The sequence below is a fragment of the Gracilimonas qinghaiensis genome, from assembly GCF_046602855.1.
GTDB lineage: Bacteria > Bacteroidota > Rhodothermia > Balneolales > Balneolaceae > Gracilimonas.
Window position 1 is genome coordinate 142,782 of sequence record NZ_JBKINJ010000002.1, and the last position, 22,288, is coordinate 165,069.

A 22,288-nucleotide genomic window follows, 5' to 3' on the forward strand; every position below is an offset into this window, starting at 1 on the left:
AATACGTATCAAGACCATGAGCAAAACTCAAGATTACATTGATCAGCACATCGATCGTTTTTTAACTGAATTATTCGAACTGTTGCGCATACCAAGCATAAGCACTGATTCTGATAAAAAAGGAGAGGTCGAAAAAGCAGCCCACTACCTTATCAATCAGCTGGAGGATCTTGAGCTAGATACGGTCAAAAAGTTCGAGACTGCCGGCAATCCTATAGTTTATGCTGAGTACTGCCCGCACGAAGATAAGCCTACAGTCCTCATCTATGGTCACTATGATGTTCAACCTTCCGACCCTGATGAATTATGGAACTCCCCAGCCTTTGAGCCTACTGTACGTGATGGAAACATCTATGCCCGCGGATCGAGTGACGACAAGGGTCAATCATACACTCACATCAAAGCCGTCGAGGCTTTCAGAAAGTCAGGTACTGAATTACCGGTCAATGTGAAGTTCATTCTGGAAGGTGAAGAAGAGATCGGTTCACCCAGCCTTATCCCATTCATTGAAGAACATAAAGACCTGCTTTCATGCGATATGGTTCTGATTTCAGATACGGCCATGTTTGCCGAAGACCAGCCCTCTATTACATATGGCTTGAGAGGCCTTGCATATATGGAGGTGGAAGTAGTTGGACCTAACCGTGACCTGCATTCCGGTGTGTATGGCGGTGCCGTTGAAAATCCTGTAAATGTTTTATGTGAAATCATAGCCAAGCTTAAAGACGAAAATGGTGTGATACAAATACCGGGCTTCTATGATAAGGTAATTGCCCTGACTAAAGCCGATCGCGATGCATACAAACAACTTCCTTTTGATGAAGAGGAATACAAGAAATCTCTGGATATTAAAGCTGTACACGGTGAGAAAGGATACAGCATATTGGAAAGAGCTTCTGCCCGTCCTACGCTGGATGTAAATGGAATCTGGGGCGGTTATACGAAAGAAGGTGCAAAAACGGTACTGCCATCTAAGGCAAATGCCAAGATCAGCATGAGACTGGTACCTGACCAAGATCCCAAAGATATCGCTGAGATTTTTACTAAACATATTCAATCTCTGGCACCGGATACAGTAACGGTTAAAGTATCTGAACACCATGGCGGTCAGCCATCAGTTACTGATCTCGACTTTTATGGGCTGAAAGCAGGTGCACAAGCTTTTGAAGACATATACAATAAAGAAGTACTTTTCTCCCGCGAAGGTGGTTCTATACCTATCGTATCTGATTTTAAGAGAGTTCTTGGCGTCGAGTCCATTTTGATGGGCTTCGGTCTGACAAGTGATGCTATTCACTCACCGAATGAGAAGTTTGCGATCAAAGATTTTCACAGAGGCATTAAAACCTCTGCAAGATTCCTTGAAATACTTCCCGAATACGCTGAATAAGAATTTGATCGGTTAGTTAGTTCTCATCGTTTATGACGATGGGACTATCGGCCTGGAAATCATAAAGGGTAAGGCGTCTTAAGTTGTAATAGCCCGTCCAGTAATTTCGGAGTGCCTGTATATAACTACGTCGGGCACTGTCTTTTTCATTCTGAGCTATGAACAGGTTCGTCACATCAATTTTACCGATGAGGTAACGGTTCTTGGCCACATCGTATCTTCTTTCTGCGATCTCATCCGACTGTTTTGCCAATTCTACCTGATTTTGAAGTTGTGAAAACTCCCTCACTGTACTTCTCACATTTAGATCGAACTGGAGCTTTTGATAAGTGATCGTATTTGCCGTTGCGGCCTGCTGATTCCTTGCTGCCTGAATTTCAGCGGTATTCTTTCCCCAATTAAATATAGGAACCTGAAATCCTACAGAGAAAAATTGCCTGTTTTGTGGGTCCTCATATAATCGATCAAAGTCCTCGGAAGTTTGATTCAATCCGTAACTGGCTTGTATGGTGGCTGAAAATCCCGCAGCCTTTTTAGCCTGATCATAAGCCTGATTAGCTTGAATTTCACTCAGTTGAAACTCAAGGGCCGTGCTGTTGTTTTTCTGAGCCAAGCCTAGAGCTTTATCCACATCAATATTCAATTCGGGTGCTTCTTCCGGAGCCAAAACTTCTATGTCTACACCATCGGGAATACCCAATAGAGCTTTAAAATTTTCTTCCGCGCGTTGAAAGTTCAGTGTAGCAGTGGTCAGCGAGGTTTCTGCATTACGCAACTGCAATTCACTTTGCAAGAGGTCATTTTCCGCGATACTACCCACCTGATAACGACCCTGTGATATGTTGTAGATCGAATCATTCACGGTGACATTAAAGTCAGCTACCTCCACATTGATCTTAGCCAGCAGAAAGTCAAAGAAACTCTGGGCAGTGGTGAATGCCAGATCTTCCATATCTTCCACATATTGCTTTTGAGCGATCTCATATCTTAATGGTTCCGTGCGGTTTCTCCATTTCAAGCTATTGAACTGAAATAATGGTTGGCGATAGGTGGCCACCAAGGGAGTGCTCTGCCACAGATACGTATTCTCTCCCTCAAAGATACCAAGCCGGGTTATTCCACTCGATAATGATAAATTACCTCCTGTAGGCATAATACTTTGTTGAATGCTAAGATCAACCGATGCCTCAGACTGCGTTCTGGATGAAAATATGAGCGATCCATTGTCCTGAATATTGGAAAAGATCGATTTATTATAGTTTGGTGCATCACCGCTTAAACTAAGACTTGGCAACAGATCTGCCCTGAATGAGCGGTACCTCCATTTGGATGAGATCAGTTCGAAATTTGCTGCTCTGGCAAGGGGACTCGAGTCTTTGGCGATCTCGATACTTTCTTCAAGTGTTAGAGTTCTCTGTGTCTGAGCCTGAAGACTTGTAGGCAATACAAGTGATCCGACTAAAGCAATAATAAGAAATAAGATTTTATTCATGGCGCAAAGCGTGTACAGGATCATGCATAGCAGCTCGTTTGGCGGGATAGTAACCAAATACCACTCCGATCAAAACGGCCACTCCAAATGATATGAATATTGAAATTGGCGTAACGATAGTTGCAATATCAGCGGTTGCCTCAATCACATAACTGAAAGCTAACCCCAGCACTATCCCCAGAAACCCTCCGGTTATACTGATGGTGAGAGCTTCGGTCAGAAACTGTAGTTCTATATCTTTTTTCTGTGCTCCGACAGCCATTCTCACCCCGATCTCCCGGAACCGTTCCACCACAGAAGCCAACATAATATTCATGATACCAATACCACCCACTATCAATGAAATCGAGGCAATAGTAGATAGAACAATATTGAAAATACGTTTGGTTTGTTGTTCCTGCTGCAGAAGCTGCTCCGGCACTATGATCTCGAAATCGACCACATTGTTATGCCTTCTCTTCAGCATTCTGGATAGGATCTCGGCAATAGTGCCGCTGAATTTTGTATCTGATACTTTTACGATGAGCCGGTCAAGTTGATTGTAGTTTCCATCGCCGGCATCGCCTGAAGAGCTGCTTCCGGATGAAAAGATCATCATTCCTCCGCCCATAACCACCGTTGAACTACCATTTTGTTGCAGATCATTGGAAGTCACCACTGCCCGGTTTCTGAAACGCAAAAGTACAGTTGTTACCGGAGCGTATATATCCAGGTTAAAATTTCGAATCCCCAGGTTTTCAATATTTTCAGTTGAAACTTCCTTTTTCTCAAGTACTCCCACTACTGTCAGCCACAAGTGACCAACTTTTATCTTCTCCCCAATTGGATCTTCACCCGCAAAAAATCGGGTTTTTACATCATAACCGATCACACAAACAGGATCTGCCTGGTTGATCTGTATCTCACTGAAGTTATTCCCTTCTACTATGTTGAAATTACTGATATCGAAATAATCTGTATTCACTCCAACAAGTTTACCGGTTCTCATTCGCGCTTCACGAATAAAGTTAGTTTCGTAGACGATCTCAGGACTTAACTTTTCTACTTCAGGAATAAGCTTTCTGATGCTTGTGAGATCTTCCATAGTTAATCCCGGTGAGAACTTTTGGCTTTGCTGCTGTTGCTCACCATCGCCCACTGTTCCTTGCCTCTGCTCAACAACAGGCTGAACGATCACATTGTTGGTTCCAAGTAACTGCATTTGAGTCAGAACTTCCTGCTGTGCACCATTACCAATTGCCAGCATTGCTATCACAGAAGACACGCCAAAAATAATACCAAGTGACGTCAGAAACGATCTTAGTTTATTTCGCTGAATAGCCTCAAGAGCAATGTCAAAGTTATAGAGTATTTTCTGGAACAAAACTAGTCCTTAATTTGATGTGATTGCTTCTTCCAGGTAGATCCTGTCAACACCTGCTGTATCATCAGGCACTGATAGATAGATCACATCATCCAGAGATAAGCCGCGATGAACAACCACCTCGTTCTCATTCATGAGACCCAGATGCACTTGTTGCATAACTGTTGAAAGACCCGCCTGCCTGAATACAAAACTTGTAGAATCCTCAACATGGATAGTTTCTAATGGCACAAACATGACATCATCAAGTTCGTCAACGATGATTCGATTACTTGTGGTCATTGCCGGCCTTAGTGTAGAATCCGATTTATTTATCTCTATCACGACCTCGTAGACCTTTGAATTTGAGCCTGACCTTTGTTCGCCAATATTGGCAACACTTGTTACATTTCCGGTCAATGTTTTATTCTGTATCGCGTCAAGACCAATAACCACATTTTGTCCTGAAGATACTTTCTGAACATCTACCTCATTGACATAAGTAACCGACTCCATTACTGAAAAATCAGGTAATTCTGCCACAGTAGGGTTCCAGGCACTTATTTCACTACCTTCAGACACTTTTGAATTATTGTTCATTCTTCGGTAAATAATCATACCGTTTGCCGGTGCGCGAACCGTAAACTCCTGCATCAAATCGCGGATCTTATCCACTTCATTTTGTTCCTCCTGCAGATCAGCTTCAACCTCACTCATTTGTGCTTCGGCCTGCTTTACCTTGGTCACATAATTCTTTTTTTCCTGCTCAAGCTGTCGGCGTGCTTTATCCAGATCAATTTCTGCCTGCCTTTGTACTGCTGGAGATTCATATTTTGACTGATCAAGAACAATTTGTCGTTCTTCAACTGCATACTCAAGGTTGATCAGATTATCACGAGCTTGAGAAAGAGTAAGTGTACTATCCAAAGAAACCTGAGTAACCTGAGATTGAGCCTGCTGCAATTCCAGCATAGCATCCTGAAGTCGTCCTGTTATTTCTGAGCGATCAAGCTCTGCAACAAAGTCACCTTTTTCGACAATGGTCCCTTCAGGTATTAATCTCTGTATGGTTAGATTGAATAATCGTACATCACGCCCACCTTGTGGACCCCGTATTTCTACTGAATTTTTTGCTCTTAATTCACCTGTGGTGGTTACATCAACAACAAATTCACCATTTTTTGGTGTAGCAGTTAACATAACCGAATCGTCTGTATCACCCCCAAGCATCATCCAGCTGATGAGTATGAGTGCAATTGCACTTATTGGTATCCAGTATTTTTTCTTCATGTGATGCATTCTGATTTAATAATCCGGAACCTAAAGGATTCCAATTCAAATAAATATACTATAAAATTAGTTTTAAAAACTCAGGTTATCTGAATCATGAATTAGATACCATGTTCCCATAAAACTTGCATCCGCAGTTATAAAAAATTGAAAAACAGAATATGAAGTGCTGTTCCTAAAAACAGATCTGCAACCAATATATTACGGATAATAAGAAAAGTCGTCCGTTATTCTACCAATGTATTGTCGACCATACCGGTTTCAAGGTCATAGGATGTGCCGTGAGTGGTATTCTCCAAAATTTCTTTAGGATCATTGTTTTCATCAACAATCACAACCTTTGGTTTATGCTCTTTAGCTTCTTCCGGAGTCATTTCTGCATAGCTAATCACAATGATACGATCTCCAACATGAGTCAATCGTGCTGCAGCGCCATTTAAGCAACAAACACGACTCCCCCTTTCACCGGGAATAGTATAGGTTTCAAGTCTGGCACCATTGGTAATATTCAATACCTGAACTTTTTCGTAGGGCAATAGATTAGCTGCATCCAACAGATCCTGATCTATTGTAATACTGCCTTCATACATAAGGTTAGCTTCAGTAACTGCCATCTGGTGCAGTTTAGATTTGAACATCGTGATTTTCATTATACTATATCAGAGATCTAAAATTATGTTGTCGATGAGTCGCGTTTTACCCAAATAAGCTGCGCCGGCCAATATGTATGTTTTGCCTTTTTCCAGTTTACCGACCGGCTTCATGGTTTCATAGGAAAACATATTAAGATAATCATTTTCGAAGCCTTTCGCTTTAAGTTCCTTCTGCTGTTTATTCAACATTGCTTTTGGCTCCAGCAATCCATTCCGGATCTTTTCCTCAACCCTTTTAAGTGCCGAATAAAGGTAGGGGGCAACTATTCGCTGTTCCCGGTTCAGATAAGCATTTCGGCTGCTTAATGCTAAACCATCTTCGGCTCTTTCAGTAGGAGCCGTAACAATCTTTACAGCATGATTAAATTCTTCGACCATCTGCCTGATGATCTGAACCTGCTGAATATCTTTTTGACCAAATACTGCAAAATCAGGTTCAACAATGTTAAAGAGCTTATTTACAACCAGAACAATACCCTCAAAAAAACCCGGCCTGCTGCCCCCGTCCATATATTCATTGAGTTCATGAACCTGTATGGAAAGGAATTTTTTACCTGAGCCATACATGATCTCATCATTAGGAGTGAAAACAATGGTCACATCTTCATTTTCGCAAGATCGAATATCATTTTCCAGCTGTCGTGGATAGTCTTCAAAATCTTCGTTAGGTCCAAACTGCTCAGGGTTTACATAAATGGAAACTACCACCTCATCTGCATGTGCTTTAGCGGATCGAATGAGTGAAAGGTGCCCTTTATGTAATGCGCCCATGGTTGGAACAAATGCAACGGTTTTACCTTCCTTTTTCAGGTGACGTACCTGTTTCCTGATTTCTTCGATGGTCTTACACTGTATCATACAATTAAAATGAGTGATATAAGCTATAATTGAGGGCGGTTAAAGTAAGAATTTATTTACTGAAGTAAAGATGCCGAGAGTGCGCACTCTCTGGCAACCAAAAAAAGCGCCCCTTTCAGAGCGCTTTTTAAAGAATCATATTGCGATTTACTTATCAGACTGAACGATTTCTATCGAAATTCTCCAGGATCTCTTTGATCCTGTTCAGGAAGGCACCACCATGGGCACCGTCAATAATTCGATGATCATAACTCATAGATAAAAACATCATCTGTCGGATCGCGATCACATCTCCGTCTTCAGTTTCCATCACAACCGGACGCTTTTCTATGGCACCGGTTCCAATTATAGCAACCTGAGGCTGGTTTATGATCGGTGTTCCCATCAGATTTCCGACACTTCCATAATTTGTCATGGTAACAGTACCTCCTACCAGATCATCGGGACTCAACTGTTTACTTCTTGCTTTATGAGCTACCTCATTCACTGAGTTGGCAAGCCCGACCAGATTCTTCTCCTGAGCTTTCTTGATAACAGGAACGATTAGGCCGCCTTCACCGCCTTCACCCAATGCAACGGCAAGACCGAAATTGATATCTTTTTTCACATGGATCTCATCACCAACAACAGAGCTGTTGATCAGAGGGTATTCCAGCATGGCTTTGATTATAGCTTCAACAAACAATGGTGTAAATGTCAGGCGCGTACCGGTTTTCTCCTGGAATTCAGCTTTATTAGCATTTCTCCACTTCACCATATCGGTCACGTCCACCTCTGCAAAAGTAGTGACGTGAGCAGAGGTCTGCTTAGACTTGACCATGTGTTCAGCGATCATCTTACGCATACGATCCATCTTGATGACCTCCACATCACCCGATGGTGAATGCTTAACATCAAGTTTACCTGCAGATATCGATTTACTGGAATCGGATGAAGACTTGGACTTAGATGTTGGTTTGCTTAACCCACCACCCGATGAGGCTTTCTGTTTCTGTGGTTCAGGGGCAGAGACCTTGCCTGCTTTCTTATCTTCTACATAGGAGAGAATATCCTGTTTGGAAACACGTCCATTTTGACCGGATCCCTCAATATTTTCAAGTTCTTCCTGACTGATTCCTTCTTCCTTAGCAATAGAACGAACCAATGGAGAATAAAACCTTCCGTCACTGCCCATTCTTTGTGGTTCTGAACCGCCGGAACTTCCGTTTTCAGATGTTTCTGCCGGCTCACTTTGTTTTTCAGCAGATGAAGTCTCTTCTTTTTGGTCTTTCTTTGGAGCAGAAGAACCTCCGGCTGAGGCAGCCGCACCTTCACCCGTCGCAATCACCGCAATTGTCTGGCCTACTTCGATAGTGTCATTTTCTTCAGCGAGGATCTCAACCAAAGTACCTGATGCAGGTGACGGTACCTCACTGTCAACTTTATCAGTAGATATTTCAAGGAGGGTTTCGTCTTCCTCAACTTCATCGCCCACCTCTTTATTCCACCCAATCACGGTAGCTTCAACAACAGACTCACCCATTTGGGGCATTTGAACTTCTATCCGTTCACCTTCATCATCACCTGTTGCCGCGGGAGTGGATTCTTGTTCACCAGGCTCATTACCCTCTTCGGTTTCTTCTTCCTGTGATTCAGACTCTTCCTCCTGAACTTCTGCTTCTCCTGAATCAGATTCAGCTTCATCAGATGAATTACCGGAAGACACATCGCCGGCAGCATCAGCATCCGTTTCAATAATGGCAATAGCATTCCCAACTTCAACAACATCACCTTCCTCAGCCAGGATCTCTACGAGCACTCCGGCTTCCGGTGATGGGACTTCGGTATCAACCTTATCAGTAGCAACCTCCAGCAGCGTCTCATCTACTTCTACAGTGTCACCAACCTGCTTGGTCCACTCGATTACGGTGCCTTCCATTACTGATTCGCCCATTTGGGGCATTACCACTTCTACCTTCGCCATAAAATTGTTTTGTTTTGCTGCCTGTAAGGCGGTTTGGGGGATTTTTAAACGGACCCTAAAGTTCAGGATTATTCCAATTAGTTCAAAATTAGTATCGTACTTTAAAAAAGCGGAAAAGCGCTTTTTTCAACCTTTTGCCTTTTTAAGCTTCAAAACATGCAGCATTACAAGATGAGACCGTATTTCTTAAAACAATGTTGTCTTAACCTTCTCCAAATTCGGCATTCTTGGGGGTTTGTCCTCACTTCTGATTTTATTAACTTCGTGTTTTAGTCAAACACTATTTAAAATAGCCCTGGCATTATGATACCGCAAGAATTACAAGAAATTATTGACGAAGCTGAAATGCATATGGAAGAAGCCACCGGCTTTTTCAAAAAAGAACTTTCTCATGTCCGGGCCGGAAAGGCCAGCCCAGCTCTGCTTGAAGGCATCAAGGTTGACTACTACGGCTCAAAAACACCCCTTCAGCAACTTGCTAGCGTTGGCGCACCTGAACCCAGATTACTGGTAGTTCAGCCATACGATCGTTCTGCAATGGAAGATATTGAAAAAGCGATCATGTCGGCCGGCCTTGGTTTGAACCCAAGTAATGACGGAGACCGTATCCTGATCCCTCTGCCTGTTTTAACAGAAGAGCGTCGCAAGGAGCTTGTAAAACACTCCAAGGACATCGCTGAGCAGGCCCGTATAAGTATTCGTAACTCACGCCGAAATGCTAATGATGCCGTAAAAAAAACGGTAGAAAGTGAGTCCCTTTCCGAAGATTCCAAATATGAGGCTGAAGACGAGATCCAAAAACTGACCGATAGCTATATCGCTAAGGTGGAAGAGATGCTCGAGAAAAAAGAAAAAGAAATTATGACGGTATAGGTGTTTCAGTACATAGGTGTTACAGTGTTAAGGTGCAATATACTTTACACCTTAACACTGTAACACAGTAACACTTAATGCACCGTAACACCATTCAATGTATATATCCGAATTAGAATTACAGGGTTTTAAGAGCTTTGCTCATAAGACCAAGGTTAAGTTTGACAGTGGTATCACTTCGATCGTGGGGCCGAACGGGTGTGGTAAATCTAATATCGTAGATGCCCTTCGGTGGGTTTTGGGTGAGCAAAGACCCTCTCTTCTTCGTTCTTCAGCAATGGCTAATGTGATCTTTAATGGAACAGCTAAGAAGAAAGCACTTGGAATGGCTGAGGTATCCCTCACTTTTGTAAATGACAAAGGCATTCTTCCCATAGAATACAGTGAGGTTACTATTTCAAGGAGACTGTACAGGTCCGGTGACAGTGAGTACCTGATCAACGGAACAAGCTGTCGCCTAAAGGATATTATGGAGCTATTTATGGATACCGGTATGGGATCGGATGCCTACTCCGTAATTGAGCTCAAAATGGTTGAGGAGATCCTGAATGATAAGAACAACGATCGCCGGCGTTTATTTGAAGAAGCGGCAGGAGTTACCAAATACAAAGATCAGCGCAAAAAGACACTTCGCAAACTCGAATCTACCCGTAAGGACCTTCAGCGCGTTGATGACCTTTTAGTTGAGCTGAGAAAGAAAGCCCGTTCGCTCGAAATACAAGCTGAAAAAGCTGAAAAAGCCAAGATCTATAAAGACGAACTTGAGCAGCTTGATAAAGCCCTGACGCTCCATGATTTCAACAAGATAAAGGAAGAGCTGGAGCCACTGAAGGAACGAATCGCCAATGCCGATAAAGAAAAACGTGAGATCGCCAAGGCGATCGAAGAGCTCGAGGCCAATGATGAAAAAGCCCGGGCCCAACTGATCGAAAAAGAACGACAGCAGGCTGAAGCTCAGCGCAGGGTGAGTCAGCTACACAACGCATTGCGCGAGGCTGATACCAATCTCCGGATCACCCGTGAAAAGATCGAGAATGAAAAGAAAGTTATCACCGAATATGCCAAAGACATTGAAAGCGGGAAGAACGATCTTCAGGAACTAAACGACCTTTTGGAATCAAGTCGAAATAAGCTTGAAAGCTTTGACGATGAAATGGAGAGGTCGAGCAAGGCTCTCGAAGATTCCAAGAAGAAATATGGCCAGATCCAGCAGCAATACAACCGTGAACGCAGTGACCTATACGAGATCGAAGTTCAACTGAGTGCCACCAACAACGAATTGAATCAGCTGCAAACCAAGCGCATAAAAATTGAGAGTCGCCTTGAAAACACTGAAGGTGATCTTCAACGCATTGATGACGAGATTACGGATCTGAATGACGAGATAGAGAATATGACCGGCGAGCAGGGTCTCATCGAAAAGAAACTGGATAAACTGGTTGGTGATCGTGACGAACTGGAAGTTGAGCTTGAAACTGCCCGCGAAAAACGAGAACAGTTTGCAGACAAACAAAATGAGATCAAGGATGAACTGAGAACCCTTCAGAGTAAAAAGGAGTCTTTGGGATCAGAGATCCGTCTCATGAACGACCTAGCCAGCTCCAATGAAGCTTTTCCGGGAAGCGTTAAATACCTGATCGAAAATCATCGATTCGATTTCAAGGATATGACAACCGTCTCTGAGGTCTTTGATACCGATCAAAAGCATGCCGTGGCTTTAGAAGCTGTTTTGGGAGATGTTCTAAACTTCGTGGTTGTAAAAACACTCGACGAAGCACAACGCGCGGCTAAGATCCTAAAAGAAAATAAAAAAGGGCGAGCTACTTTCATTCCCCTTGACCAACTGGCTGCAACCTATCCGGTTAAAGACGGCAGCCTGTTCGATGAAGTAAAAACCAAGCGGGAATATTCTGCCCTAAAGCAGTTATTACTTGGAAATGTGATGGTGTTCGATTCAGTGGAAGAAGCATACAAAGGTACACGATCTGAAAAGGATGTGATCGGTGTTACCTTTGAAGGCGAAGTGGTAACAAATAATAAATTCTTCCAAAGCGGCAGTAAAAAGAAAAACGCCGGTATCCGGGTTGGGCTCAAAGACAAGATCGAGAAGCTAGAGAAAGAAGAGGTAAAAACGTCCAAAGAGATCGTTAAACTGGAAGCCTATCTTCAGCAGATCGTTGAAAAGTATGAAAAACTTGATATTGGCAAGCTCAGCCAGATGCTCAAGGAAAAAGAACAGGAAGTTCGCCGGCTGGAACAACAGCAGCAAAGCCTGAGCTCGAAAGTATCAGTTTACCAAAAGAATATCGGTGAACTGGTCAACCGAAAGGATCATCTCAAAAGCAGTGAGGGATCGGCACAAGAGGAACTCAACTCGATTCAACCCAAGCAAAAGGAATTACAACAAAAAATGCTGGAGCTGGATGAAAAACAGCAGGAGAAAAAAGACCTTCTTGAAACGCTTGAGGATGAGAGATCAATTGCACAAAGTCGTTATAACGACACTCAGCTCAAGCATCAGGACCTGAAGAATAAGGTTGACAACCTTGAAAGGGATGTTCAACGGGCAGAGACCGGTATTCAGAATGTGAGGAAACGTATAGAGAACCGAACTCAACTGACCGAAGAAAGCAAAGCCCGTATTGATACGTTGACGGGTCGCACCAAAGAACTTCAGGAAACCATTACCACCAACAGTGAGTCCAAAAAAGAGGCTGATGCTGCTTTGGAAAAAGCAGAGGAAGCCGCTGCCAAACAGCGCGGCAAGATCAACGAGATCGAAAAAGAGCTGAAAGAAGTGCGCCGCCGTAAAGAGGTCAACATGGAGTTGGTTCACCATTTGGATATGGCCCGCGAAAAGATGGAAATGCAGTCACAGACGCTCTCTGATCATATCTGGGAAACCTACGGTATACTGATGAAACAGGTGACTCAGGAACTTCCGGAAGACAAAACGCCTGAAGCTGCAAAGGAACGTATCAGCTGGTTAAAGCAAAAAATTAACGGTATCGGTGAAGTTAATCCGCTGGCCATTGAAGAATATAAGGAAGAAAAAGAGCGACTCGATTTTTATGAGGAGCAGATCATGGATCTTGAGGAAGCCGAAGAACAGCTTCTTGAAACTATTGATGAGATCAACGAAACTGCCACCGAGCGTTTCAACGATACCTTTGAAAAAATTCGCGTCAACTTTCAGAAAGTATTCAAAACACTGTTCGAAGCCGATGACTACTGCGACCTAATTATTGAACAAGATGTCGAAGACCCACTGGAAGCACGCATTGAGATCAAGGCTCAGCCAAGAGGTAAACGTCCATCCGGTATTTCACAGCTTTCCGGTGGCGAAAAAACACTGACGGCCATTGCACTTCTATTTGCCATCTACCTTGTGAAACCATCTCCTTTCTGTGTATTGGATGAGGTAGATGCTCCGCTTGATGATGCCAACATCGAGCGCTTTGCCAAGATGATCAAGAATTTCAGTGAAGAGACTCAATTCATCATCATTACTCATAATAAACAGACCATGAGTAAAGCTGAGATGATGTATGGTGTTACCATGCCTGAAACCGGTATCTCCCGCCTGGTGGGAGTGAAGCTCGATGAAGTGGAAGACGTTTTATAGAATATTGAATATCGAACAGACGAATGATTAATAACGAAGGGTATTCCCCCAAGCTTTTTCTTCGAATCACAAGGAGTTTGTTACCTCCTCGCTCCTGACGCTCTGTGTCGGAGCGGCATAGTTTACATAACATTCTCTCATCTGTAATTATCTTCCCTGCCAAACGCCGCCGATCCCAAAATTTAGATATCAAATTAAATATATATTAGCCTGCTTTAATATAGTTTTATACTATATCAATATATTATTACTTGCTATTAGTTACACATTGTGAAATAGATTTGGTCAAGGCACCCATTCCGCCGTATATTGAAAGCAGTTACAAAAAAACAAGCCCACGGCACTCAATCGGCGGGCTATTTTTATACCCTTTTCTCAACGTCACTTATCTTTTCCAACTACTGACTCAATTGTTATTTTCTGGTAATATTTATTTCATTGTTGAACTTGTTTGAGACCGTTTTATATTGGCTGCACAAAATTTAATCAACCCGCTGCATTCAATGAAGCATCTATTTATTTTCTCTTTCTTACCGATCCTGTTACTCGCTGCTTGTGAGACAAAAAAAGAAGAAACCCGATTTGAGGGTTTACCCAATCACGCCCAAACCATTTCACTCACAGGTGATACTCTTTATACTAGCATTGACTCTCTGCCGGCAGCCTTATCAAGCAGAATAGATTCTCTGAGCGCATTAGCACTGCAGCAGAACCGACCGGTTGACAGTTATATTTGGGAGGCACGAAAAACGGCTTACACCGGTGATTACAGAACTGCTGTGGTTCAGCTTTCATCGGCAATTATTGAATTCCCTGAAGAGCCACGCCTTTACCGGCATCGTGGACACCGATATATCACCCTCAGAGAGTTTGATCTGGCTATAGAGGATTTCAAACGTGCTGCAGAATTATTTCAGGGAAATGAAGACATAGTGGAGCAAGATGGCCTCCCCAATACAGAAAACATTCCTTTAAGCTCTCTTCAGACAAACACCTGGTACCACCTGGGATTGGCTCACTACCTGAAAGGAGAATATAACCTTGCCAGTGAAGCATATAAGAAAGGATTACAGCTAACGACGAACAACGATATGAAAGTAGCTTTCCTCTACTGGCAATATATGGCATTACGGAAGGCAGGTCATGATGTTAAAGCCGGCAAAATCCTGGAACAGGTTTCTGAGGACATGACAATGATCGAAAATACAAGCTACTACGAACTGCTGATGGTCTTCAAAGGTGTGTTTACTGAAAATCAGATACTGGAAAGGGAAAATTCTGAACTTGATAATTCAACTCTTGGATACGGATTGGGCTTCTGGCACGATATCAATGGTCGTCATGAGCGAGCAAATGAGATCTGGCAGCAAGTCTATGATTCTGATAACTGGGCGGCTTTCGGATACATCGCCAGTGAAGCTGAGTTGGCTGAATAGTGCAACGGTGTTTAAGTGTTAATGTGTTACCGATGCTGAGCCTGTCATTTATTCTTTCAGCTTGTTTAAGCAGTGAATCTTCTGCATCTAAGTCACAGTTTGATTTTCCCGAGAGATGTGAAGAACCATAAACACCCCCAAGGTTACAAATATGAGAGAAGCTATGAATGCTCAACATGAATATCCGGCAGATCTACGAAGTAGCAGTATTGAAGGTAGAGTCACTCTTAAATTGCTTATCAGTGATACCGAAGCTGTTGAAACTTTATCCGTAGAACAGTCTCCACATCATGAGCTGACAAAAGCCACCCAAAATGGAGCGTATAATTTAGTTATTGAATCCGGAATATGTTCAGGTGCTCCTACAGAAATGACTATAGATTTTTCCCTGAACTATTTTATTGATGTCTCTTATTAATTCTTTTCAAAGAATATGGTGTTACAGTGCGAAGTTGTTACGGTGTTATAGGTTGATACCAACTATAATACCGTAACACTTAAATACTCTCGCACCTAAACACCATCAATTCCCTACAAAGAACAGAGCGTTTCCGAACAGTAATTTACCATTGTGCCAGAATCCACGGAAGAGGGGATTATCAACCATATAAACAACCTCACCTGCGCCCATATTTTGAACACCAAAGGTTAGGGTGTGTTCCAGCTCTTTTTGGGCATCAACTCCGGTAAAACCGCTACGATGGGCACCTGGTTTAGCCGCTCCCACATTCCATCCATTGTCAAGGTATTCGTAAGCATCAGTACCCCGTTTTAGGGATAGGTAGGTCTCATCGTATCCAAAGGCCAGTGGATGAGTAGTATCCATTGAGATCTCATAAATACTCCCCGGGTTGGAATCGGAAGCACGTTCACGCTCCGCATTACCATAAACCCTCAATTTATCCTTTGGATCTGTATCATCTTCCCCTTCACTATCCATTGTTTTACGCTTCAGGGCAAAGCCTTCCTTTCCGGCCAACACACTGTTGGCACCATCCATCGCAATCAGTGTTCCGCCATTCCTTACCCATTCCCGGATCATAGACAGGTTGGCATCATTTGTTACGCTACCGTACATCGTTGGCATTACGATCACTTGATAATCACTCCAGTCAACCGAACCAATATCATCGGTATTGATCATGGTAACCGGATAATCGATTTGTTGATCAAAGAAATTCCAGATGTGGCCTACCATATTACCACTCGTGCCTTCTCCTGAGATAAGTGCCACTTTAGGGGTTTCGATAAGACGTACTGAAGAGGAACCAAAGTCTTTACCGGAATCCACAAAACCCGTTTCAACCGGCGTTACAATTCGGTTCAATAAAGCTGCTTCGTCCTTAACTATCTCATCAAACCGATCTCCTAAATTCTCATTCCCATTTCTGGTAATGATCAGGGTACCCGGTTTGTAACTATTCCCATTCAGGATAAAGGCTTCTTCAGCATAACGGACTGTCACACCCTTCTTAAGGATCTGTGACAGATATTTCATGTCATCCAGGGAATTCCATTTGGCAAGATAGGCATATGGCTTTTCGATTGTTGGTGTCAGTTCCTCTTCGACCGTTGACTGAACAGGCTCTGTATCGATCCTGCCCGTCACGGCATAACCGTCAAGTCCGTAGGCATAATGAGCTTCCCATGCCGTAATATCATACGTTAGTGAATCGACCAGTTCAGGGTTTGGCTCAAACAATGCCCGAACCAGAGTACCTTTTGGCTGATAGGTACTGATCACGTAATCCCCTTCTTCCACAGAAACCCTCCCGGCTTCGCCGGTGGAGAAATCATATCCATTGGCATTGGATGATCTGGAGGCCATCCCCAACTCGATCTTTTGCTTCATCAGATACTGAAGTAACATAGATACTTTATCAGGGTTACTGCTTTTCTTAACCACAAAAGTTTTGTATTGGCCTGATCCATTCTCGATAGTGTTATCGAAGTAGGTTTTGAATTCATTGATCACGCGCTCATGATTCTGTGAAGTGATCTCTACGGTAGAAATACCACTGGTGTGATGATGTAGCAATCGGTCTTTCAGCGTTAAAATATCACCTTCAGGCTTATAAACACCCAATCCGGCAAAACCGCCACCGGCCTGCTCATAGGTCATGCCTATAGCCCCATTGAAAGTGGGCCATGTGTCTCCATAGCTAGGATAGAAAAGGTCAAATGACTCCTTAGTAAAGTATAACCAACCTTCTTTATCAAAATATTTGGTGTGATTCTTACCGATCATGGTCTGATACTCTCGCTGCCAGTCAGTGATAGCATTATGAAACGGCTCGGCAGCCGGTGCAAAATAATACGGAGAACGATAGCTTTGCTCATGGAAATCAACGTGTACATGAGGCATCCACTCATGATATGCTATAATTCGCTGGCGACTCTCTACCTGTGTCTGCCATGCCCAGTCACGGTTCAGGTCGAAGTGATAATGGTTTGTACGTCCACCCGGCCATGGCTCATGGTGTTCTCGGGCATCGTGATCCGGATTGAATTCCTCTCCAACCACGGTTCTGTACCAGTTCACATACCGGTCACGACCGTCAGGATTGATCATAGGATCCATGATCACCACTGTGTTATTAAGCCAGTCGGTTCTCTGCGTTACTAATTCATGAATGGACTTCATGGCTGCCTCACTGGAAGAGGTCTCATTCCCATGCACATTGTAACTCAACCAGACAATGGCCTTTTGATTGGCTGTGGGCTCACCCTCAACCAGTCCGGTCAGCTTCAGGTTATTTTGCCTGATCTCTTCAATATTATTCTGATTTTCCCGGGAGGTCACCACAACATAAACCAGCTCCCGTCCCTCGTTGGTCTTTCCATATTGAGTCAGGGTCACTAAAGGAGATTCATCAGCCATGTGCTGAAAATATCCCAGTACCTTATAGTGGGGAGTCCATTGATCTCCAAGCTCATATCCCAGATATTCAGCCGGGGATTGGATTTGAGCCCATCCCGGAATGTTCAGGAATAAGCCTAAGAGTAAAGTCAGTAATATGCTACGTTTCATTATTCTGCCGATTTATTTAATTCAGATTCGATTTCTTCAACCACATCATCAACAATGGAATTGGGGATAGGGATAGTAAGGTTGTAATGGGCAATTTTCCACCCATTTTCATTTTTTACCAAAACCCCGGTTCCCCGGCTCGGTCCAAGGTTAGGTGTATCCAGTTCTTCATCAAACCAAGCCACCTTCCCATTATCTGAGAAATAGATCTTTCGAAAGGTCGGAGTGAAAGTCCATGCCACCCCATCATCCTCAAAATACGGTTTTGACCAAGGCTTGAATTCGGCAACAGTCCACCGCTCGGTGGCATCTGTTCCCATAAAGATGGAAGAATCGTTTTCAAAATGGTTGAAATAACGTTCAAAATCACCATTCGCTGCAGCCTCATGCCAGTCATCAAGTAAGGCATCAACCTCATCCCGTGATGGTGGCAACTGAGTTTCTTTGGGTTGGCAAGCCACCAAAAACATAACTGGGATCAATAGAAGTAACAGCAAGGATCGCATAAATATTGGGTTGGATTCAGAGTTAGCCTATGGTAGCCAATACATAAGGATTGGGCAAGGAGTTTTTCTTGGAATTGCAGCCCCAATTTATGATCAATAGAAAAACTGGAATGGATATCTTTATACAAAACTATCTACTACAACAAGTAATTTATTTGCTTAAGCAGAGTTTCAGTCAGCCAAAACCTCCGCAAAATTAGAAGAGCATTAATAAAAGTTTCCCATTTCTCATTGGATTAAAACCTTAATCCTCTCATTTATGATCTGTATATACGCTTCCTTTTTATAGTCATTCAAAAAACTGATCTCTATCAATTTTTCCCACTCAGGTAGTGCTGTTCTTACTTCTTCTTCAATATTTGAAAGTACCTTTTTATTTAATCCCATTATCTCCATTCCTAAATATTCGAAGAACACAGACCCTGTAAAGTTAGTTTTCTTGTCTTTTAAAGGAAGTGCCATTTCTTCTGTAGGACTGAATAAGATGATCGAAGTATTCAGAAGATCATATGCAGGTGATAATTCAATCTTTTGGTCTCTATGAACAAGTGAAAAATTCTTAAGGTGCATATCCTCATTCCCGGTAAGCCAACTGAACAAAATTCTCTTGAATAGCTTCATTTTTTCAACCATGGGGAAACTGCAGTATTTATCTATCAGTAAGACTATTTTTTCTATAGAGTAATTATACTTGGTATCACGACTCATTCCGGCTACCTGTGCAAAATCTTCCACATGAATTTTTCCGGACCTTCCTTTTCGGTCAAATCGCTTTATCAAATATAAGAGTGATTCATCTTTCGCATACGTTAAACCATGCAACGGAACCTCTATCCCAGCTAATTTCGCCATCCGCATGGTCAGGTCTTCATTTTCAGGGACCTGGTCGTAATTTGGTAATGGCGGTTTCAGAATAAAGCTCCCGTGCCTATCAACAATTTTAAAGGTGCTATCCTTTATGCTTAACTGTGCACTTAGTTTTGGCTGAACCCCGGCTATAGACATTTTTGTCATGCGCTTTTGCGCTTCCCGAATTTGTTCCTTTTGATCGAAGGGTAAAGGATGCAATTTCTTCAGTGCAGGGTTTAATTTATTCAGCCCAGTTTTACTATAGATTCCCTCCGAAATGGATTCATATGTAATAGGACAGCGCTTCACTCCTGCACCTCCCTTACTGTCACTGCACCCACCATGTCTTCACCCACCGCCATTAATTGAGAAAATAGGTCATTACGATCTATTTTTTTGATTCTCAATAGGGCTTCCAGATTTGCGCCCTCTGGAAGTAATCCTTCAAAAAAGGGAGGAAATGCAACATACTTAAATTCGCTGCCTCTTACCGGCATTGTTACTGAAATGGGTGCATCTTCGTAGTCTGTATTGTAAATAAACCGATAGCTTTTATTCAGTTCCTCTTCAACCAGAAGTCCGGCTAGGTTTTTATCCATGAATACGTCAGCTTTTCGCATGGACTACCTCCTTTTTACAGGGTTCCATCATAGGGCTTTCTAATTCGATTGATATATTCAAAACCTTACATATTTTTTGTAGCGTCTCATATTGAACCGTTTCTTTTCCGTGTTCAATATCAAATACAGCCGTTTTACCTACTCCTGCCAGATCGGCCAATTGAACCTGAGTCAGGTTACTTTTTTTTCGATGACATTTTATGATCAAACCAATTTCTTCCATAATGCTTTTATTTACTGTTATAACAGTTTATTTAAATGTTATCTAGTAATTATTGCTAGTACTCTAAGAGAAATTACAAGTTTTACTGCTACAGCGGTAATAATAATTATTCTTACTAAGATCCGAATTTTGATAAATATATAAAAGCTATAATAACTGCTGTAGCCATATTTTACTCTTATCCAAGATACTTAAAACTTTCTGTAAAATGAACAAGCACATTTACGCTCTCACTTCATAAGAGAATACACCCCAGTTTAATTGAGCACAAAAGCTATTCTCAACTATGTAGAATGATCCAATTTTAAACCTGTAAAAACTCCCTACTTTTGTTTATGCTTCAATCGTACATCAATCAACCCAATTTCAGCTTTGATCATCAGCAGTAACAGCGCCAGTCAGATCATCCCCATCAAACGCATTGCCGCCATCGACATTGGCACCAACTCCTTTCATGCTATCATTGTCGATGTTTATTCAGATGGTAGCTTTCGCACGCTCGACAAGCTCAAAGAGATGGTTGAAATGGCCAAGGGCGGCATGGGAAAGCGACTTTCCGAGGGGGCCTTCAAACGTGGACTATCTGCCCTGAAGAATATCAAACGGCTGGCAGACAGTTATGAATGTGAAAAGATCCTGGCCTATGCCACCAGTGCCATCCGGGAAGCAGAGAACGGCGGCGAGTTCATCCAGAAAAGTATAGATGAGGTTGGTATTAAAATGCTGGCTATTCCCGGTCGTGTGGAAGCGGAACTCATAGGACTTGCAGTGCGTCATGGTATGAAGCTTACCGAAAAACCTGCCCTGGTAGCAGATGTGGGCGGTGGCAGTGTCGAATTCATCATCGGTAATGACAGTGAATTCTTTTACCTGGCCAGCAAAAAAATCGGGGTTTCCCGCATGACTGAGATCTTTAAACCCTCCGATCCTATCACTGAAGATGACATCCAAAAGCTTCAGGCACATTATGAGGAAGAACTCCGGGATGTGGCTCAGGCTTTTGCCCAGCACAGAACGGATACCATCATCGGTTCGTCCGGAACCATGGAGAACATCGCCCAGATGATAGCCGCCCGAAAGAACATCCCAACGGATGTTACCTTAAATGAACTTGAATTTTCAGCTGAGGAATTCAAGGAATTCTATGACTATTTCACCAAGCTGAACCGAAAGGAGCGCAAAAAAGTAACCGGCCTTGAAACCAAAAGGGTTGGATTCATCAATACCGGTGTGGTGCTGGTTGATTATCTGATACGAAAATTTGGGATCCGAAAGATCCGCATTTCTTCTCAGGCACTTCGTGAGGGGATAGTGATCCGATACCTGAAAAAAGAAATGATCGGATTGCCATGGACCGGAGAGATGTCGGATCCACGCCGGCGAAGCGTCTTTGAACTGCTTCGCAAAACAGACTGGCACGAAAATCACTCCCGCCACGTAGCCAACATGGCCCTGACCATCTTTGATGCCCTGGATGATGAATTAGAGCTGAATGAAACGGATCGTGAGCTGCTTGAATACGCGGCTTATTTGCATGATATCGGGTATTACATCTCTCATTCCAAACATCATAAACACGCCCTGTATATTATCCGACATGCAGATCTGAAGGGATTTAAAGAAGAGGAGATCGAGATCATAGCCAATGTGGCCCGTTATCACAGGCGTTCTACGCCAAAGAAACGACATGGTGAGTACTGGAAACTGAAGCCGGCCATTCGAAAGCGCATCAAAAAACTGTCCGGTATCTTGCGTATTGCGGATGGACTGGATCGCAGTCACTATCAGAACGTGAAGGACCTTCAGGTTTACTCCGGTGATAAGGAGATCAAGATCAATATCCGGACTGAGGGCGAACCCTATCTTGAGATCTGGGGAGCCGAACGAAAATCTGACCTATTTAAACAGATGACCGGCAAGAAGCTTAAGATTGAGCGGATTATTGAGGCCGGGATAGGCTGATAGATTATGTGGTGGTCGATTAGTTGGTTTTTGGATCCTTGGTGACCTTTTACCCACCCCTCAATCCCCGCCCGAGCGGTGAGGCTCTTTGGCTGGTTTTTATACTGAATATTAGATTGTAGCCATTGGTGAGATCCTCTTAGAAACTCTTAAAATAACCATAGCGTCTTCCTCT

General features: G+C 43.0%; 17 protein-coding genes. 6 read left to right on the forward strand and 11 right to left on the reverse strand.

Features of this window, described 5'->3' with window-relative positions; all coding sequences use genetic code 11:
- Window positions 1-16: 16 nt before the first annotated feature.
- On the forward strand, window positions 17-1,390 hold the full coding sequence (locus tag ACKGJO_RS10615; protein ID WP_411323415.1) for a dipeptidase: 1,374 nt from the start codon (window positions 17-19) through the stop codon (window positions 1,388-1,390).
- A 16-nt stretch (window positions 1,391-1,406) separates the two neighbouring features.
- Here the strand turns inward: ACKGJO_RS10615 and ACKGJO_RS10620 are convergent, their stop codons facing one another.
- The 6 genes from ACKGJO_RS10620 to sucB form a co-directional block, all read right to left on the reverse strand.
- Window positions 1,407-2,882: a TolC family protein gene (locus ACKGJO_RS10620; RefSeq protein WP_411323416.1), complete on the reverse strand. Its 1,476-nt coding sequence runs from the start codon at window positions 2,880-2,882 to the stop codon at window positions 1,407-1,409.
- Window positions 2,875-4,245, reverse strand: coding sequence for an ABC transporter permease (locus tag ACKGJO_RS10625; protein WP_411323417.1), 1,371 nt, complete (start codon window positions 4,243-4,245; stop codon window positions 2,875-2,877). Before ACKGJO_RS10625 ends, ACKGJO_RS10620 begins: the two co-directional genes overlap by 8 nt.
- A 9-nt stretch (window positions 4,246-4,254) precedes the next feature.
- The gene (locus ACKGJO_RS10630) at window positions 4,255-5,514 is read right to left on the reverse strand and encodes an efflux RND transporter periplasmic adaptor subunit (protein WP_411323418.1); all 1,260 of its coding nucleotides are present in this window, start codon (window positions 5,512-5,514) and stop codon (window positions 4,255-4,257) included.
- 227 nt (window positions 5,515-5,741) lie between these two features.
- Complete coding sequence (gene panD, locus ACKGJO_RS10635; RefSeq protein ID WP_411323419.1) at window positions 5,742-6,164, reverse strand: aspartate 1-decarboxylase; 423 nt, start codon at window positions 6,162-6,164, stop codon at window positions 5,742-5,744.
- A gap of 9 nt (window positions 6,165-6,173) precedes the next feature.
- Window positions 6,174-7,025 carry a pantoate--beta-alanine ligase gene (gene panC, locus ACKGJO_RS10640; protein ID WP_411323420.1) on the reverse strand — a complete coding sequence of 284 codons (852 nt, stop codon included), beginning with the start codon at window positions 7,023-7,025 and terminating at the stop codon, window positions 6,174-6,176.
- Between the two features lie 154 nt (window positions 7,026-7,179).
- On the reverse strand, window positions 7,180-8,988 hold the full coding sequence (gene sucB / locus ACKGJO_RS10645) for a 2-oxoglutarate dehydrogenase, E2 component, dihydrolipoamide succinyltransferase (RefSeq protein ID WP_411323421.1): 1,809 nt from the start codon (window positions 8,986-8,988) through the stop codon (window positions 7,180-7,182).
- A 303-nt stretch (window positions 8,989-9,291) separates the two neighbouring features.
- Here sucB and frr point away from each other — a divergent pair, with 303 nt between their 5' ends.
- From frr to ACKGJO_RS10665, 4 genes are all read left to right on the forward strand, one after another.
- Complete coding sequence (frr, locus tag ACKGJO_RS10650) at window positions 9,292-9,861, forward strand: ribosome recycling factor (protein ID WP_411323422.1); 570 nt, start codon at window positions 9,292-9,294, stop codon at window positions 9,859-9,861.
- Window positions 9,862-9,958: 97 nt separating this feature from the next.
- The gene (gene smc, locus ACKGJO_RS10655) at window positions 9,959-13,486 is read left to right on the forward strand and encodes a chromosome segregation protein SMC (protein WP_411323423.1); all 3,528 of its coding nucleotides are present in this window, start codon (window positions 9,959-9,961) and stop codon (window positions 13,484-13,486) included.
- A 503-nt stretch (window positions 13,487-13,989) separates the two neighbouring features.
- A complete protein-coding gene (locus ACKGJO_RS10660; protein ID WP_411323424.1) occupies window positions 13,990-14,922 on the forward strand; it encodes a tetratricopeptide repeat protein in 933 nt (310 codons plus the stop codon).
- Between the two features lie 151 nt (window positions 14,923-15,073).
- Entirely contained in the window at window positions 15,074-15,340 is a 267-nt protein-coding gene (locus ACKGJO_RS10665; protein WP_411323425.1) for an energy transducer TonB, read from the forward strand.
- A 105-nt stretch (window positions 15,341-15,445) separates the two neighbouring features.
- Here ACKGJO_RS10665 and ACKGJO_RS10670 read toward each other — a convergent pair whose 3' ends face one another.
- The 5 genes from ACKGJO_RS10670 to ACKGJO_RS10690 all read right to left on the reverse strand — a co-directional run bounded on the left by ACKGJO_RS10670 (window position 15,446) and on the right by ACKGJO_RS10690 (window position 20,151).
- Window positions 15,446-17,953: a M14 family metallopeptidase gene (locus ACKGJO_RS10670; RefSeq protein WP_411323426.1), complete on the reverse strand. Its 2,508-nt coding sequence runs from the start codon at window positions 17,951-17,953 to the stop codon at window positions 15,446-15,448.
- Window positions 17,953-18,459: a nuclear transport factor 2 family protein gene (locus tag ACKGJO_RS10675; RefSeq protein ID WP_411323427.1), complete on the reverse strand. Its 507-nt coding sequence runs from the start codon at window positions 18,457-18,459 to the stop codon at window positions 17,953-17,955. The genes ACKGJO_RS10670 and ACKGJO_RS10675 overlap by 1 nt, the downstream gene beginning before the upstream one ends.
- Window positions 18,460-18,687: 228 nt before the next feature.
- Window positions 18,688-19,527 (reverse strand): HipA domain-containing protein, encoded by an 840-nt coding sequence (locus tag ACKGJO_RS10680; protein WP_411323428.1) that lies wholly within the window; start codon window positions 19,525-19,527, stop codon window positions 18,688-18,690.
- An 86-nt stretch (window positions 19,528-19,613) separates the two neighbouring features.
- Window positions 19,614-19,928, reverse strand: a complete 315-nt coding sequence (locus ACKGJO_RS10685; protein ID WP_411323429.1) for a HipA N-terminal domain-containing protein — start codon at window positions 19,926-19,928, stop codon at window positions 19,614-19,616.
- Complete coding sequence (locus ACKGJO_RS10690) at window positions 19,915-20,151, reverse strand: helix-turn-helix domain-containing protein (RefSeq protein WP_411323430.1); 237 nt, start codon at window positions 20,149-20,151, stop codon at window positions 19,915-19,917. Before ACKGJO_RS10690 ends, ACKGJO_RS10685 begins: the two co-directional genes overlap by 14 nt.
- 372 nt (window positions 20,152-20,523) lie before the next feature.
- Between ACKGJO_RS10690 and ACKGJO_RS10695 the strand changes: the two genes are divergently transcribed.
- Window positions 20,524-22,113 carry a Ppx/GppA phosphatase family protein gene (locus ACKGJO_RS10695; RefSeq protein WP_411323431.1) on the forward strand — a complete coding sequence of 530 codons (1,590 nt, stop codon included), beginning with the start codon at window positions 20,524-20,526 and terminating at the stop codon, window positions 22,111-22,113.
- The last annotated feature ends 175 nt before the right edge of the window (window positions 22,114-22,288 follow it).

Bases quoted from the DNA above. Each gene is read 5' to 3' on its own strand.
- ACKGJO_RS10615 (WP_411323415.1), top strand. From the start codon at position 17: ATGAGCAAAACTCAAGATTACATTGATCAGCACATCGATCGTTTTTTA.
- ACKGJO_RS10620 (WP_411323416.1), bottom strand. From the start codon at position 2,882: ATGAATAAAATCTTATTTCTTATTATTGCTTTAGTCGGATCACTTGTA.
- ACKGJO_RS10630 (WP_411323418.1), bottom strand. From the start codon at position 5,514: ATGAAGAAAAAATACTGGATACCAATAAGTGCAATTGCACTCATACTC.
- panD (WP_411323419.1), bottom strand. From the start codon at position 6,164: ATGAAAATCACGATGTTCAAATCTAAACTGCACCAGATGGCAGTTACT.
- panC (WP_411323420.1), bottom strand. From the start codon at position 7,025: ATGATACAGTGTAAGACCATCGAAGAAATCAGGAAACAGGTACGTCAC.
- sucB (WP_411323421.1), bottom strand. From the start codon at position 8,988: ATGGCGAAGGTAGAAGTGGTAATGCCCCAAATGGGCGAATCAGTAATG.
- frr (WP_411323422.1), top strand. From the start codon at position 9,292: ATGATACCGCAAGAATTACAAGAAATTATTGACGAAGCTGAAATGCAT.
- smc (WP_411323423.1), top strand. From the start codon at position 9,959: ATGTATATATCCGAATTAGAATTACAGGGTTTTAAGAGCTTTGCTCAT.
- ACKGJO_RS10660 (WP_411323424.1), top strand. From the start codon at position 13,990: ATGAAGCATCTATTTATTTTCTCTTTCTTACCGATCCTGTTACTCGCT.
- ACKGJO_RS10665 (WP_411323425.1), top strand. From the start codon at position 15,074: ATGAGAGAAGCTATGAATGCTCAACATGAATATCCGGCAGATCTACGA.
- ACKGJO_RS10670 (WP_411323426.1), bottom strand. From the start codon at position 17,953: ATGAAACGTAGCATATTACTGACTTTACTCTTAGGCTTATTCCTGAAC.
- ACKGJO_RS10675 (WP_411323427.1), bottom strand. From the start codon at position 18,459: ATGCGATCCTTGCTGTTACTTCTATTGATCCCAGTTATGTTTTTGGTG.
- ACKGJO_RS10685 (WP_411323429.1), bottom strand. From the start codon at position 19,928: ATGCGAAAAGCTGACGTATTCATGGATAAAAACCTAGCCGGACTTCTG.
- ACKGJO_RS10690 (WP_411323430.1), bottom strand. From the start codon at position 20,151: ATGGAAGAAATTGGTTTGATCATAAAATGTCATCGAAAAAAAAGTAAC.